This window comes from Tepidiphilus thermophilus, from assembly GCF_001418245.1.
Classification (GTDB): Bacteria; Pseudomonadota; Gammaproteobacteria; order Burkholderiales; family Rhodocyclaceae; genus Tepidiphilus; species Tepidiphilus succinatimandens.
In genome coordinates, this window is record NZ_LIPU01000001.1 from 315604 (window position 1) to 329632 (window position 14029).

Annotated in this window: 14 protein-coding genes and 1 riboswitch; of the genes, 5 read left to right on the forward strand and 9 right to left on the reverse strand. The window is 67.9% G+C overall.

What is annotated here, in order from left to right; all coding sequences use genetic code 11:
* The first annotated feature begins 60 nt into the window (after positions 1–60).
* The 5 genes from ASC37_RS01550 to ASC37_RS01570 all read left to right on the forward strand — a co-directional run bounded on the left by ASC37_RS01550 (position 61) and on the right by ASC37_RS01570 (position 6802).
* Positions 61–837 (forward strand): class II glutamine amidotransferase, encoded by a 777-nt coding sequence (locus tag ASC37_RS01550; protein WP_055422676.1) that lies wholly within the window; start codon positions 61–63, stop codon positions 835–837.
* Positions 838–936: 99 nt separating this feature from the next.
* A complete protein-coding gene (locus ASC37_RS01555) occupies positions 937–1443 on the forward strand; it encodes a metal-dependent hydrolase (protein WP_055422677.1) in 507 nt (168 codons plus the stop codon).
* Positions 1444–1460: 17 nt separating this feature from the next.
* Entirely contained in the window at positions 1461–1904 is a 444-nt protein-coding gene (locus tag ASC37_RS01560; protein ID WP_055422678.1) for an RDD family protein, read from the forward strand.
* Positions 1905–1914: 10 nt separating this feature from the next.
* Entirely contained in the window at positions 1915–4683 is a 2769-nt protein-coding gene (pepN, locus tag ASC37_RS01565; protein WP_055422679.1) for an aminopeptidase N, read from the forward strand.
* Between the two features lie 6 nt (positions 4684–4689).
* Positions 4690–4903: riboswitch (cobalamin riboswitch) on the forward strand.
* Between the two features lie 66 nt (positions 4904–4969).
* Positions 4970–6802, forward strand: coding sequence for a TonB-dependent receptor domain-containing protein (locus tag ASC37_RS01570; RefSeq protein ID WP_055422680.1), 1833 nt, complete (start codon positions 4970–4972; stop codon positions 6800–6802).
* A 12-nt stretch (positions 6803–6814) separates the two neighbouring features.
* On the opposite strand, the gene panC is transcribed toward ASC37_RS01570, so the two are convergent.
* From panC to ASC37_RS01615, 9 genes are all read right to left on the reverse strand, one after another.
* Positions 6815–7651 (reverse strand): pantoate--beta-alanine ligase, encoded by an 837-nt coding sequence (gene panC, locus ASC37_RS01575; protein ID WP_055422681.1) that lies wholly within the window; start codon positions 7649–7651, stop codon positions 6815–6817.
* An 18-nt stretch (positions 7652–7669) separates the two neighbouring features.
* Complete coding sequence (panB, locus tag ASC37_RS01580) at positions 7670–8488, reverse strand: 3-methyl-2-oxobutanoate hydroxymethyltransferase (protein ID WP_055422682.1); 819 nt, start codon at positions 8486–8488, stop codon at positions 7670–7672.
* Between the two features lie 69 nt (positions 8489–8557).
* A complete protein-coding gene (locus ASC37_RS01585; protein ID WP_055422683.1) occupies positions 8558–9196 on the reverse strand; it encodes a deoxynucleoside kinase in 639 nt (212 codons plus the stop codon).
* A gap of 2 nt (positions 9197–9198) precedes the next feature.
* Positions 9199–9561, reverse strand: a complete 363-nt coding sequence (locus ASC37_RS01590) for a DMT family protein (RefSeq protein WP_055422684.1) — start codon at positions 9559–9561, stop codon at positions 9199–9201.
* A complete protein-coding gene (gene folK, locus ASC37_RS01595; protein ID WP_055422685.1) occupies positions 9558–10058 on the reverse strand; it encodes a 2-amino-4-hydroxy-6-hydroxymethyldihydropteridine diphosphokinase in 501 nt (166 codons plus the stop codon). The genes ASC37_RS01590 and folK overlap by 4 nt, the downstream gene beginning before the upstream one ends.
* A complete protein-coding gene (gene pcnB, locus ASC37_RS01600) occupies positions 10055–11431 on the reverse strand; it encodes a polynucleotide adenylyltransferase PcnB (protein ID WP_055422686.1) in 1377 nt (458 codons plus the stop codon). The genes folK and pcnB overlap by 4 nt, the downstream gene beginning before the upstream one ends.
* Positions 11432–11438: 7 nt before the next feature.
* On the reverse strand, positions 11439–12122 hold the full coding sequence (locus tag ASC37_RS01605) for a histidinol-phosphatase (RefSeq protein WP_055422739.1): 684 nt from the start codon (positions 12120–12122) through the stop codon (positions 11439–11441).
* Between the two features lie 2 nt (positions 12123–12124).
* Positions 12125–12859 (reverse strand): HdaA/DnaA family protein, encoded by a 735-nt coding sequence (locus ASC37_RS01610; protein ID WP_055422687.1) that lies wholly within the window; start codon positions 12857–12859, stop codon positions 12125–12127.
* Complete coding sequence (locus ASC37_RS01615) at positions 12856–13938, reverse strand: AI-2E family transporter (RefSeq protein ID WP_055422688.1); 1083 nt, start codon at positions 13936–13938, stop codon at positions 12856–12858. Before ASC37_RS01615 ends, ASC37_RS01610 begins: the two co-directional genes overlap by 4 nt.
* Positions 13939–14029 lie beyond the last annotated feature (91 nt).

A 14029-nucleotide genomic window follows, 5' to 3' on the forward strand; every position in this document is an offset into this window, starting at 1 on the left:
TTTCGTCTGCGTTAGACTATCGCTCGTCGAACCCATGATTCGTGCTTGCGAGGTCTGTCCATGTGCCAGCTGCTCGGCATGAACTGCAACGTTCCCACCGACATCTGCTTTTCCTTCACCGGCTTCCGCGCACGGGGCGGGCGCACCGACCACCACCGCGACGGCTGGGGGATCGCCTTCTTCGAGGGGCGTGGCGTGCGCGTCTTCCTCGATCCGCAGCCGAGCGCCGATTCGCCGATCGCCGAGCTCGTGCGCCACTACCCCATCCGTTCGCTCAACGTGATCGCCCACATCCGCAAGGCCACGCAAGGGGTGGTGCGGCTGGAGAACACGCACCCTTTCGTGCGCGAGCTGTGGGGCCGCTACTGGGTGTTCGCGCACAACGGCAACCTTCTCGACTACGCGCCTCGTTTGAGCGGACGTTTCCTGCCCGTGGGGGATACCGATTCGGAGCGGGCTTTTTGCCACCTGCTCGATACCTTGGCGCGGCGTTTCCCCGATGGGCCGCCGACGCCGGCAGCGCTCTTCGCCACGCTGCGCGAGACGGTGCGGGAGATTGCCGCGCACGGGGAATTCAACTTCCTGCTCTCCAACGGCGAGCGGCTCTATGCGCACGCTTCGACCCGCCTGTGCTACCGGGTGCGCCAGGCGCCCTTTGCCGCGGCGCATCTGTGCGACGAAGACCTGACGATGGACTTCAGCGAGGTGACCACGCCGCAGGACCGCGTGGCGGTGATCGCCACCACGCCGCTCACCGACAACGAAACCTGGACGCCGATTCCGCCGGGGACGCTGGTGGGCTTTTGCGAGGGGGCAGTGGAGGAGAGGGCGCAGTAGCGGCGCCGGAAATGGTACAGTCTGCGCCCGATGAGGGAGGGGGAAGGGCGCCGCGTCAGCGCCGGCGCGAAAACCGAACGTAACGATGATCATCCTGCAATGACGTACAAATCGCATTTGCTCTGGGCCGTGTTGGCCGGCAGCGCCTCGTGGGCGGCAGTGCAGGTGGTGCCGCTGCCAGGGGTGGGGCGGCTGCCGGTGGGCGGGGCGAACGAGTTCATGCTGTGGATGGCGGCGGCGGTGGTCGGAGGGCTCTTCCCTGACGTGGATCACCCGCATTCGCGCATGGGGCGGGCGATGCCGCTCGTGTCGTGGCTGGTGCGCTGCATCGCCGGGCATCGGGGGCTGACGCATTCGCTCGCGTTTCTCGCGCTGGTGGGCGGAGGGCTCTTTTGTTTCGTGTCGATGCCGATCGGCCTGGGGTTCGCGGCGGGCTACGCCTCGCACCTTTTTGGCGATTTCCTCACCGACGGCGGGATCCCCCTATTCTGGCCGTGGCGCCGGCGGGTGGGTTTTCGGCTCTTCGCCAATGGAGGGTTCGCCGAGGCGGCCTTGAACGTGGTGGCGAGCAGTGCGGCCTTCTATGCGTGGTGGCATCTGCATTGACGATTTCGGAGCGAAGAATGGAAGACGAAGGGCGCAAGATCGTGGCCGTGCTCGCGCCGCTGCCACGGCGGCTTGCCGCCGCCCTCTACGAGCTGCTGCTCCTGGGCGGCATCGTGGGGGTCGGATTCATGCTGCCGTGGATCCTGATTGGAACGGTCTGGGGGAGGATCGCTTCTGGCGGTTGGCTTTTCCTGCACCTTTTCATGCTGTTGGGCGCCTATTTCGTCGGTTGCTGGTGGCGCCTGGGGGCGACGCTGGCGATGCAGACCTGGCGCCTGCGGCTGGTCGAGTGCAACGGTGCGCCCCCGGGCCTGCGGCGCTGCCTGTGGCGCTACCTGCTCTGCTGGCCTTCGTGGTTGACGGGGCTTGGGGTGCTATGGGCCTTCGTCGATGCCGAGGGGCAATTCTTGCATGACCGCTTGGCAGGCACGCGAGTCGTGCTGCTGCCACCGAAACGATGAGGAGCAAACCATGACGGAAAACCTGATCCGACGCGAAGATTACCGGCCGCCGCAGTGGTCGGTGCGCGAGGCGTGGCTCTCCTTTGCGCTCGACGAGGAAACGACCGAGGTGCGGGCGCGGCTGCACTGCGTGCGCGGCGAAGGGGTGAGCGAAGAGGAACCGGTCGTACTCGATGCCGAGGAGCTCGAGCTCGTCTCGGTGACGCTCGATGGCGAGCCGCTGTCGCCGCTGGCCGGACCGGGTGAACGCGGGTTCGTGTATGACGCCTCCAGCCTGCGGCTCTACGGCGCACGCGGCCCCGAGGCGTGGGTAGAGACCGTGGTGCGCATCCATCCGGCGCGCAACACGGCGCTCTCGGGGCTGTACCGCTCGGGCACGGGGCTTTTCACGCAGTGCGAGGCGCAGGGCTTTCGCCGCATCACACCGTTTCCCGATCGGCCCGACGTGATGGCGCGTTTCCACGTGACCCTGGAAGCGGACGAGGCGCGCTATCCGGTGTTGCTCAGCAACGGCAATCTGCAGGAGACGGCGCGCTTGCCCGGCGGAAGGCATCGCGCGGTGTGGGTGGATCCTTTCCCCAAGCCGTGCTATCTCTTCGCGCTGGTGGCGGCCGACCTGCAGGCGCTCGAGCGGGAAGTGGCGCTGGCCGACGGGCGCCGGGCCTTGCTGCAGGTGTGGGTCAAGGCCGAACACTTGCCGCGGGCGGATTGGGCGCTGGAGTCGCTCCAGGCGGCGCTGCGCTGGGACGAACGCCGCTTTGGCCGCGTGCTCGATCTGGACCGCTACATGATCGTGGCGGTGTCGGATTTCAACATGGGGGCGATGGAGAACAAGGGGCTCAACATCTTCAACACGAAGTACGTGCTGGCGAGCCCCGAGACGGCCACCGATGCGGACTATGCCGCGGTGCAGGCCGTGGTGGGGCATGAGTACTTCCACAACTGGACGGGCAACCGCATCACCTGCCGCGACTGGTTCCAGCTCACTTTGAAAGAAGGGCTCACGGTGTTCCGCGAGCAGGAATTCAGCGCCGACCAGCTGGCCGAGGCGGCTGGGCCCGAACGGGCGGCGTCGGCCCGGGCGGTGAAACGCATCGAGGACGTGCAGACGCTGCGCACGGCGCAGTTCCCCGAGGACGACGGGCCGATGGCGCATCCCATCCGCCCGCAGGCGTACCGGGCGATCGACAATTTCTACACCGCCACCGTGTATGAAAAGGGCGCCGAGGTGATCCGGCTGCTGCACACCTTGCTGGGAGAAAAAGGCTTTCGCGCCGGGATGGACCGTTACTTCGAGCGCTACGACGGTCGGGCGGTGACCTGCGAGGATTTCGTCGCGGCCATGGCCGAGGCGAACGGCGTGGATCTGACGCCGTTCCTGCGCTGGTACGAACAGGCGGGCACGCCGCGGCTGGTGGTGGAGGAAGACTGGGACGGCCAAGCGGGGCGCTACGGGCTGCGCCTGAGGCAATTCACTCCGCCTACGCCGGGACAGCCGGAGAAAGGGCCGGTGGTGCTGCCCATCCGCCTGGGGCTGCTCGGTGCCGACGGGCGCGACCTGCCGCTCGTGCTCGCCGACGAGCGCGATGCCGTGCCCGAACCCGAGGCGCCGCCAGCCGGAGGGATGCGGCCGATCGCGCCGCGCGACACCGCGGTGGGGGCGAGGACCCGCCTCTTCACCCTGACGGGGGAGACGCTCGCGCTCGAATTCGTCGGTCTGCCGCCAGGGCCGAAGCCGGTGCCTTCGCTGCTGCGCGGGTTTTCGGCACCGGTGCGGCTGATGCTCGATGAGCCGGACGAGGCGCTGCGCCACCGCATGGCCTACGATTCGGACGCCTTCAACCGCTGGGATGCGGCGCAGAGCTGGGCGCAGCGCCAGGTGCTGCGGCTGGCGCGGGGTGAAGCCGAGACGCTGGACGAGGGGTTCGTCGCGTCCTGGAGGCAGCTCCTCGCCGACGAGTCGCTCGATGCGATGTTCCGCGTCAAGGCCGCGGCGCTTCCCAGCGAGCGCTGGTTGCTGGAGGCGATGACGCCGGCCGACCCGGTGCGCCTGCGTGCCGCCCTCGTGCGCGCCTCGCTCGCGCTCGCCCGGGCTGGAGCCGAGCTGTGGCCCCGCTGGCGGGATTCCGGAGCCGCTCGCCCCTACCGCTACGATCCGCTGGAGGCCGGCCGGCGTGCGCTCGCCGCGTTTTCCTGGCGCATGGAGGCGCTGCTGGGTGAGGACGAACGCTGCTCGCGCACGTTTGCCGCCGCCGACAACCTCACCGAGCGGCTGGCGGCGCTCGATGCCGCGCTCGCGCATCCCGACGAGTCGGTGGGCAAGGCGCTGCTCTCCGCCTTCGAGGCGCGCTACGCCGACGACGAGCTGGTGCTCGACAAATGGTTCGCCCGCCAGGCGATGCGCTGGTCGTGGCACGCTGCCCCGGGGGTGGTGCTTGCGCGCGTGCGGCGTCTGACCGAGCATCGGGCGTTTCGCTGGACCAACCCGAACAAGGTGTATGCCCTGGTACTCAATTTCTTCGCCAACAACCTTGCCGAAGCCTGCGCCGCCGGCGAGCCGGCCTGGGCCTTTTGGCAGGAGGCGGTGCTGCGGTTCGATGCGACCAACCCCATCGTGGGATCGCGCCTGGCCCGGACGCTGGAGCGCTGGCGGCGTTGGGCCGAACCCTATCGTGCGTCCTTCGCGCCCGTGCTGGAGGCGACCCGCCGCCAGGTCCGTTCGACCGAGGTGCGCGAGATCCTCGATCGCATGGCCGACGGCGAGGTCGGGGCGCCTTGAGGTAGAATTCGCCCTCACGTTTCTGGTGCCGTGGCCGGGGTTCTCCCGGCGCGGTGAAACGGGAAAGCGGTGCGCCGGAGTGCTTCCGGCAAAGCCGCTGCTGCCCCCGCAACGGTAGGCGAGTGCGGGCGCGCCGAAACGCCACTGGGCTCTTTGGGCCCGGGAAGGCGGCGCGTCAAATCTCGCAAGCCCGGAGACCGGCCAGAAACTCAGGGCGCAGGCGAGATGCTCGCCTGCGGTGGGCTTTCCATTCGGGCCGGCGGGGTGGCCGGCCGAGGGGAATCATGTGAATCGCTTCGTCAAATCTTTGGCGGCCGCGCTGCCGCCGAGCCTGCTTTTGTCGTCTTTTTCTTTTGGAGTCGAGGCCCAGGAGGCGCTGGAGCCGGTGGTGGTCACGGCCACGCGGCAGCAGACGCGGGTCTCCGAGATCCTTGCCGACGTCACGGTGATCGAGCGCGAGGAGATCGAGCGCGCGGGGGGCGAGACCGTGGTCGACCTGCTCGCCCGTCAGCCCGGCATCCAGATGACGCGCAACGGGGGGCCTGGGACGTCGGCCAGCCTCTTCGTGCGCGGGACGCGTCCCGACCAGACCAAGGTGCTGGTCGATGGCGTCCCGATCAACTCGCTCGACCTGGCCGGTTCGCCCCTGCGTTTCCTGTCGCTGGCCGATGTCGATCGCATCGAGATCCTGCGCGGACCGGCTTCGACCTTGTACGGGGCGGATGCCATCGGCGGCGTGATCCAGATCTTCACCCGGCGCGGTGCGCCCGGCCTCTCGGTCGATGCCTTCGCGGGCTATGGCTCGTACGACACGGCGCAGGGCAGCGCCGGGCTGTCGGTGGGCAACGAGCTCGTCCGGCTGCGGGCGGACTTCCAGCAGAGCTATAGCGGTGGCTTCTCCGCCATGAAAAATGCCTCGGGGCAGGACGCGGACGACGATGCCTACCGCAACCGCGGCGGTACCGCCTCGCTCGTGCTCACGCCGCTCGCCGGCCACGAGATGGGCTTCGTGCTGCGACAAAACCAGGGTCGGGCCCACTACGACGAAATCCCGCCGACGAGCCAGTTCAACGACTACGAGGAGTTTCGCACGCAGCAGTGGCAGGTCTATACGCGCAACGCCCTCACCGACGCTTGGACGAGCACCTTGCGCATCGGGCACGCTCTGGATTGGCACAAATACGTCTCCTCCTGGCCCAGCCGGATGCGCACCGAGAACGACGAATACAGCTGGCAGAACGACGTGGCCCTGCCGCTGGGGCGGGCGATGCTCGCGCTGGAGCGCTTCGAGCAGAACGCGCCGTTAGGGGACGAGTCCTCGAGCGAGGAATCCATCGCCATCAACTCGGCCGTGGCCGCCTGGAGCGCCAACCTCGGGCCGCACCGCTGGCAGCTGAGCGCGCGGCATGACCAGCATTCGACTTTTGGTGGCGAGGATACCTACGCGCTCGCCTACGGCTATCAGATCGCCCGCGAATGGCGAGCGCACGCGAGTCTGGGGACGTCCTTCAAGGCGCCTTCGCTCTACCAGCTCTTCGACCCTTATTCCGGCAATCCGCAGCTGGAGCCGGAAAAAGGGCGCAACCGCGAAGTCGCGCTCGTCTGGGAGCGCGGCCAGCAATCCGCCTCGCTCACCTATTATTACAACCGGGTGAGAAATCTGATCGACTGGGTGCCGACCGACACCTGGGGCGGACGCTACATCAACGTCGGCAAAGCGCACTTCGAGGGGGTGACGCTCGCCTGGGAGGGGGCTGCGGGTGCCTGGCAGTGGCGCACGAGCTACGACTGGTTGCAGGCGATCGACGAGACCACCGACAAAGCGCTCGCGCGCCGGGCGCGGCACAGCGCCACCGCGTCGCTGTGGCGCCAATGGGGCGCGTGGGACGCCGGCCTCGAATGGGTGGGGATGGGGCGGCGTCCGGAAGCCGCGACGGCCGGCGGCGGCGAGCTCGGCGCCTATAGCCTCTTCAACCTCGTGGCGAGCTATCGTTTCGCGCCGGATTTGAAGCTGGAGGCGCGCATCGACAACCTCTTCGACAAGGACTACGAGAGCGTGCGCGGCTACAACACACCGGGACTGAGCGCTTTCGTGGGGTTGCGCTACACGCCGCGCTGATGTCGGTTCCCGTCAGATCTCGAGGTTGTCGATGAGCCGCGTGCTGCCCAGGCGCGCGGCGCCGAGCACGACGAGTTCCTGCTCGCCCGGTGCGGGCGGCTGCAGGTCGGCGCGGCGGCGTACCGTGACGTAGTCCGGCTGCCAGCCGTGGGCGGCAAGTTCGGCCATCGCCTCCGTTTCCAGCCGAGCATGGTCGGTGGCCCCGGCGCGCACGGCCTGGGCGATGCGCGTGAGCACGCGGTAGAGGCGCGGGGCTTCGGCACGCTCGGCTTCTGAGAGATAGGTGTTGCGCGAGGAGAGTGCAAGGCCGTCGGGGGCGCGCATCGTCTCGCCGGCGACGATCGTCACCGGCAGGGCGAGCTGGCGCACCAGGTTGCGCAGCACCATGAGCTGCTGGTAGTCCTTCTTGCCGAAGAGAGCGACTTCGGGCTGCACGATGCCGAAGAGCTTGGTGACCACGGTGGCCACACCGCGGAAATGCCCGGGACGCACGGCGCCTTCGAGGATGTCGGTGTGCTCGGGCGGAGGCGCCACGGTGTAGGTTTGCGGTTCGGGGTACATTTCCGTTTCGCTGGGGGCGAAGGCGTGGCGCACGCCTTCGGCGGCGAGCAGCTCCAGGTCGCGCGGCAGGGTGCGCGGGTAGCGCTCGAAATCCTCGTTCGGGCCGAATTGCAGGCGGTTCACGAAGATGCTCACCACCACCGTGTCGGCGAGCGTCTTGGCCTGGCGCACGAGGGCGAGGTGCCCTTCGTGCAGGCAGCCCATGGTCGGCACCAGCACCACGCGTCCCAGGGAGGGCCGCAGGGCGCGGACTTCGGCCACGGTCGTGAGCGGTGCAATCGTGGTCATGGCAAGCCTCTAAAGCCTCTAGTAGCAGTGTTCCGGGGCGGGAAACGTCCCTTCCTTCACTTCGCGCACGTAGGCGCGCACCGCTTCCTCGACCGAATCGCGGCCGGTGAGAAAATTCTTGACGAAGCGCGCCTTGCGCCCGGGGTAGATGCCCAGCATGTCGTGCAGTACCAAGACCTGGCCGTGGCACTCAGGCCCGGCGCCGATGCCGATGGTGGCCGTGCGCGAAAGTTTGGCGCTGATCTCGGCACCCAGGGTACGCGGGGCCATCTCGATGACGAGGAGTGTCGCTCCGGCTTCTTCCAGCGCCAGGGCGTCTTCGAGGAGGCGGCGTGCGTCTTCCTCGCTGCGCCCCTGCACGCGATAGCCGCCGAGCTGGTGCACCGCCTGCGGCGTGAGGCCGATATGCCCGCACACCGGAATGCCGCGTTCGACGAGGAATCGCACCGTCTCGGCCATCACCTGCCCGCCTTCGAGCTTGACCATCTGCGCCCCGGCAGCCATGAGGGCAGCGGCGTTGCGTAGCGCCTGCTGCGGGCTTTCCTGGTAGGAGGCAAACGGCAGGTCGGTGACGACGAAGGCGCGCCGGGCTCCGCGGGCCACGCATTCGGTGTGATAGACCATGTGGGCCATCGTCACCGGCAGGGTGCTCTTTTGTCCCTGTACGACGTTACCGAGCGAATCGCCCACGAGCAGGACGTCGACGCCGGCGCGCTCCAAGAGCGTGGCGAAACTCGCGTCGTAGCAGGTGAGCATGGCGATCTTCTCGCCGGCGGCGCGCATCTCGGCGAGCCGCGTGAGCGTGACGGGCTTGTCGTCCAAGGGTTGGGCGCTCATGACTTCCTCCGTGCAGCGATGGTGCGGGCGATTGTGGCGCATTTCGCCGCGGCGCACAACCCGCGCCGCTCAGGCGTAGCCGAAATACTCGCGGTGGCTGCGCATCTCGCGCAGGCGTTCGAGCACAAGGGCGAAGTCGCCCGATTCGTGGATGGGATCGAGTACCTCCGCGTCCAGGATGAAGAGGGGGGAGGCGTCGTACTCATAGAAGAAGCGGGCGTAGGCGGCGCAGACGTCGGTGAGGTAATCGAGCGAGATGCCGCGCTCGGCCGCCCAGGCGCGGCGCTCGACGCGTTCGGCCAACGTCTCGGGGCGCGCCTGCAGGTAGACGACGAGGTCGGGCTTGGGGAGGTTTGCCGGGACGATCCGCTCCTGGATCCGCCGGTAGAGGGCGTATTCGTCCGCCTCGAGGTTGAGCTCGGCGAAGAGAGTGTCTTTCTGCAGCATGAAGTCGCTCACCACGCGCTGCCCGGCGGCGAGCATCTGGCTCACGCTCGAGAGCGCTTCGAGGCGCTGGAAGAGGAAGTCGAGCTGCAAGGGCAGCGCCCACCGTTCGCGGTGTTGATAGAAGCGGGCGATGAAGGGGTTGCGCTCGGGCGCTTCCAGCGCTGGCTGCAGGGTGAGCGCCTCGGCCAGTTTCTGCGCGAGCCGAGTCTTGCCGCAGCCGATCGGGCCTTCGATGACGAGATAGCGGGCCTTGTCGAGCATGGTCAGGTCGTCCGGAAGGTGAAATAGACGGCGCCGAGCAGACAGCACGCGGCCCAGAGATAGTCGAGCTTGAGCGGTTGCTTCATGTAGAAGACGGCAAACGGCACGAAGACGGCGAGCGTGATGACTTCCTGCATCAGCTTCAGCTGCGGCAGGGCGAGCGCCTGGGCGCCGATGCGGTTGGCCGGCACCTGCAGCAGGTACTCGAAAAAGGCGATGCCCCAGGAGGCGAGCGCGGCGAACCACCACGGCCGGTCGGCCAGATGCTTGAGATGGCCGTACCAGGCAAAAGTCATGAAGAGGTTGGAAGCGGAAAGCAGCAGCGCCGTTTGCAGCCAGAGAGGGGGGTGGGAGAGCGCGTTCATGCGGGATGGGGCAGGAGGCGTTCGACGTCCTGGTCGCTCAGCCGCGCACGCCAGGCCGACAGCGGCCCCAGGCCAGGGGCTTCCAGGAAGGAATCGAGTTCGAGCAGCGGTTCGAGCACGAAGGCGCGCCGATGCAGCCGCGGATGGGGCAGGGTGAGGCGGGGGGTGTCGAGTACGACGTCGCCATAGAGCAGCAGGTCGAGATCGAGCGCACGCGGCGCCCAGCGGTAGGGACGGACGCGGCCGAAGCGCGCTTCCAGCGCGAGGAGTTCGTCGAGCAAGGCATGCGGCGTCAGCGTCGTAGCCAGGCGCGCTACGGCGTTGATGTAGTCCGGCTGCGGCTCGGGGACTTCGAGCGGCGCGGTGCGGTAGAGCGAGGAGGCGGCAACGAGCTGCGTGCCGGGCAATCGCCCCAGGGCGGCGATCGCCGCCCGTACCGTGGTTTCGGCTTCGCCGAGATTGGCTCCGAGCGCGACGTAGGCAAGCACGGGGGTCATGGCGCGTCCGGCGTGGGAGTGACTGCGATCGTCCCGGGTTCGACCGCGTTTGCCTTGCGCGGACGGCGGCGGCGCTTGCGTTTGGCCGGCGGTTCACCGGCACTTCGCGCTTCGCGCAGCAGCGCCGCGCGTTCGGCCTCGTCGCCGTGGGCGAAGCGCTGCCACCAGCGCGGCAATTCTTCCGGCACTTCCCCTGCCTTGGCACGCAGCGAGAGAAAATCCCAACCGGCACGGTAGCGCGGCTGCTCGACGAGGCGGTAGGGGGCCTTACCGGCACGCCGCTCGAAGCGCGGTTGCATCATCCACAGCTCACGGATGTCGCCGGCGAGCTTGCGCGTGATCGCGAGCGACTCGGCCTGCGTCTCCAGTACGGTGTCCATTGCGGCTTCCAGCGCCGGGAAGACCGGTTCGCCCTGGGCCTGACGCCGGCGCCATTCGTCGAGCACGCGCGGCCACAGCAAGGCGGCGAAGCTGAAGGCGGGCGAGGCGCTCTTGCCCTCGCGGATGCGTCGGTCGCTGTCTTCCAGGGCAAGGCGCACGAAGCGCTCGCCGCTCGGATGCGCGAAGACGAGATCGAGCACCGGCAGCAAACCTCCGTGCAAGCCCTCCTCGCGCAGCCGCTCGAGGCAGGCGAGTGCGTAACCCGAGGTGAGGATCTTCACGATCTCGTCGAAGAGCCGCGCCGGCGGAACGTTCTCCAGGAGCGGCGCGAGCCGCCGGATGGGGGCGCGGGCCGCCGGGTCGATCAGGAGGTCGAGCTTGGCGGCGAGCCGTACGGCACGCAGCATGCGCACCGGATCTTCGCGGTAGCGCTGCTCCGGGTCGCCGATCACGCGCAGGGTACGCGCCTCGATGTCGCCCACGCCGTGATGGAAGTCGTGCAGCACGCCGGCCACCGGATCGTAGTAGAGGGCGTTGATGGTGAAGTCGCGCCGCTGGGCGTCTTCGGCGTGCGTGCCGAAGACGTTGTCGTCGAGCAGCCTGCCGTGTGCATCCACGGGGGCGCGCTCGGGATCGACCAGGCCGCGGAAAGTGGTGACTTCCACCGTTTCCTTGCCGTGATAGACGTGCACGATCTTGAAGCGGCGTCCGATGATATGGGCGCGGCGAAAAAGGGCACGCACCTGCTCGGGATGGGCGTCGGTGGCGACGTCGAAGTCTTTGGGCGTGCGCGACAAGAGCAGGTCACGCACCGCGCCACCCACCACGTACGCCTGATGGCCGTGGCGCTGCAGCGTCTCGCACACGAGGCGGGCGCCGGGAGAAATGTGCTCGGGCGTGATGCCGTAGCGCGCGGCCGGCAAGACGGCCGGCACCGAAGCGCTCGGTTTGGTGACTTTGGCGATGACTTTTTTGATGAGTTTGCGGATCATGGGTTTCTCAGCACGTCGCGGGCGAGGCTTCGCGCAGCGACAAGATGCGCCAGCCGTGGGTAAGGGCGTGCATGCGCAGCCGCTCGTCCGGATCGACTGCGACGGGCTCGTCGACGCGTTCGAGCAAGGGAAGGTCGTTGTGCGAGTCGCTGTAGAAGGTGGTGCGGGAAAAGCTCGTCCACCATAGGCCCAGCGATTCGAGCCAGGATTCGACGCGCGCGATCTTGCCCGCCTGGAAGGCCGGCGTGCCGCGGCAGCGGCCGGTAAACCGTCCGTCTTGCTGCTCGGGGATGGTGGCGATGAGGTGGCAGATGCCGAAGGCGCGCGCGATCGGTCCGGTGACGAAGGCGTTGGTGGCGGTGACGATCGCCGCCACGTCGCCCGCGGCCAGATGCTCGCGTACCAAGGCTTTGGCCGCCGGCGTCATCATGGGTTCGATGACTTCCCGCATGAATTCGGCGTGCAGCGCCTCCAGTGTGCGGCGCTCGTGGCGCGCGAGCGGGGCGAGCTGGAAATCGAGGAAAGCGTGGATGTCGAGCGTGCCGGCCTGATACTGGGCGTAGAACTCGGCGTTCTTTGCTTCATAGAGCTCGGCGTCGACCAGTCCTTTGCGGATCAGGAACTGCGCCCACTCGAAATCCGAGTCGCCGGCAAGCAGGGTGTTGTCCAGATCGAAGAGCGAGAGGTTCACCATCATTCCTTGTTTGATAGACCAGATTCATCCCGAAGCGGTTCCGCCTCCAGCTCGGCGAGCACCTCGCGCGCGAGCGCCACGGTCACGGGACGCTGGCGCTCGAGCGATCGCCGGTCGAGCGCGGCGACGAAAGCGGCCAGGCGCCGCGGGTCGCGTTCGATGCGGTGCAGCACGTAGGTGGCTACGTCGCGTTCCAGCCGCATGCCGCGTGCCTGGGCCCACTGCTGCAGGAAGCCGAGCCGCTGCGCATCGTCGAGTGGCTCGACGTGGAACACCAGGCTCTGGCCGATGCGGGTGCGCAGATCCTCGCGCAGCGCCAGTCGCAGCGGCGGGGCGTCACCGCTCACCACCAGCCGTTGCTTGAGTTCGCGTGCGCGATTGTAGGCGTTGAAGAGCGCATGTTGCAGCCCAGGGGGGGCGCGCTGCACGTCGTCGAGGAGAAGGATCGCCTCAGGCGTCTCCGGCAGCGCTTCGCCGGCGAAATGCTCTGCGGCGAAGTAGTGTACGGGGCGAGCGTGGCGTTGGGCGAACTCGGCGGTGGCGATCAGAAGGTGCGTGCGACCGCTGCCTGAGTCGCCCCAGAGGTAGAGATGGGCGGCGGGCAGGGGATTGCCGTCTCGCGTCTGCACCAGGCACTGCAGCGCCGCTACCAGCTCCGCGTTGTGCCCGATGACCGTGCGCTCGAAGGTCGGCACGGTGTCGTCGAAGAAATCGAACACGAGCTGGGTGCTCAAGGGCCTTTCCCCCGACGTCCACGGTAGAGGGTGCTGCGCTTCCATGCCGCGAGAAGATCGCGCAACACCACGAGCAGCACCGCGCCGGTGGGCAGCGCGATCAGCATACCGACGAAGCCGAACCAGTGGGCGAAGGCCATGAGCACGAAGATCACCGCCAAGGGATGCAGCCCGATGCGCTCGCCCACCAGATAGGGGGTGAGCACATAGGTCTCGAGGGCCTGACCGAGGGCGAAGATGATGACCACGGGCAGCACGAGCCCGAGCTCCGGCCCTTGCAGCAGGGTGGCCAAGGTGGCCAGGACCACTCCCGTGCCGTAGCCCACGTAGGGAATGAAGGCGACGAGTCCCGTGATGACGCCGATCGGCAGGGCGAAATTGAGCCCCGCCAGACTCAGGCTGATGCTGTAGTAAAAAGCGAGCGCGATCATCACCGACAGCTGCCCGCGCAGGAATTCGGCCAGCACCTGGTCGATGCCGCGCATCTTCCTTGCCACCGGCTGCTGGCAGTCGCGCGGCAGCAGGCGCAACAACGCGCGGCGCAGGCGCGGCGATTCCACCAGCAGATAGAACATCACCAGCGGGATGAGGGCGAGGTCGATGAGCGTTCCCACGAGCACGGCGCCGCCGCTCTTGAGCTTGCCCAGCAGCACCAGCAGCCAGCTCTGGGCGCTCGCCCAGTGTTCCTTGAGCCAGTCGCGCACGAACTCCGGGTCGATGCGATCGATGTCGACCCCGATGCGCCGCCCCAGGTCCTGCAAGAGCGTGTCGAGCCGGCCCAGCAGGTCGGGCAGCTGCTGGATGAAGACGGCGATCTGGCGCCAGAAAATGGGCAGCACGAGCAGGACGAGGGTCACCAGCACCAGCCCGACGGCCATGATGGTGAGCCAGGCCGCCAAGGATCGCGGCAGGCCCAGGGCGGAGAGCCGGTCGGTGATGGGGCCGCAGATGTAGGCGAGCACCGCGCCGACGATGAACGGCGTGAGCACCGGCAGCAGGGAGTAGAAGAGCAGCGCGAAGAGCGCCGCACATCCGCCCCACAGCCAAAATTCTGCGCGGGAGGAGGGTGCGCCGTTCATGCGGTATCGTACAATTTTGCGTCGTGCGCCATGTGCGAGGGTTCGGTCGGAACGACCGCCTTGTGATATATAGGTGCCAATTATCGCCGGG

Excerpts from the sequence above, each read along its gene's own strand:
- ASC37_RS01615 (WP_055422688.1), bottom strand. The coding sequence starts at position 13,938 with ATGAACGGCGCACCCTCCTCCCGCGCAGAATTTTGGCTGTGGGGCGGA.
- ASC37_RS01555 (WP_055422677.1), top strand. The coding sequence starts at position 937 with ATGACGTACAAATCGCATTTGCTCTGGGCCGTGTTGGCCGGCAGCGCC.
- pepN (WP_055422679.1), top strand. The coding sequence starts at position 1,915 with ATGACGGAAAACCTGATCCGACGCGAAGATTACCGGCCGCCGCAGTGG.
- folK (WP_055422685.1), bottom strand. The coding sequence starts at position 10,058 with ATGACCCCCGTGCTTGCCTACGTCGCGCTCGGAGCCAATCTCGGCGAA.
- ASC37_RS01590 (WP_055422684.1), bottom strand. The coding sequence starts at position 9,561 with ATGAACGCGCTCTCCCACCCCCCTCTCTGGCTGCAAACGGCGCTGCTG.
- pcnB (WP_055422686.1), bottom strand. The coding sequence starts at position 11,431 with ATGATCCGCAAACTCATCAAAAAAGTCATCGCCAAAGTCACCAAACCG.
- ASC37_RS01585 (WP_055422683.1), bottom strand. The coding sequence starts at position 9,196 with ATGCTCGACAAGGCCCGCTATCTCGTCATCGAAGGCCCGATCGGCTGC.
- panC (WP_055422681.1), bottom strand. The coding sequence starts at position 7,651 with ATGACCACGATTGCACCGCTCACGACCGTGGCCGAAGTCCGCGCCCTG.
- ASC37_RS01550 (WP_055422676.1), top strand. The coding sequence starts at position 61 with ATGTGCCAGCTGCTCGGCATGAACTGCAACGTTCCCACCGACATCTGC.
- ASC37_RS01560 (WP_055422678.1), top strand. The coding sequence starts at position 1,461 with ATGGAAGACGAAGGGCGCAAGATCGTGGCCGTGCTCGCGCCGCTGCCA.
- panB (WP_055422682.1), bottom strand. The coding sequence starts at position 8,488 with ATGAGCGCCCAACCCTTGGACGACAAGCCCGTCACGCTCACGCGGCTC.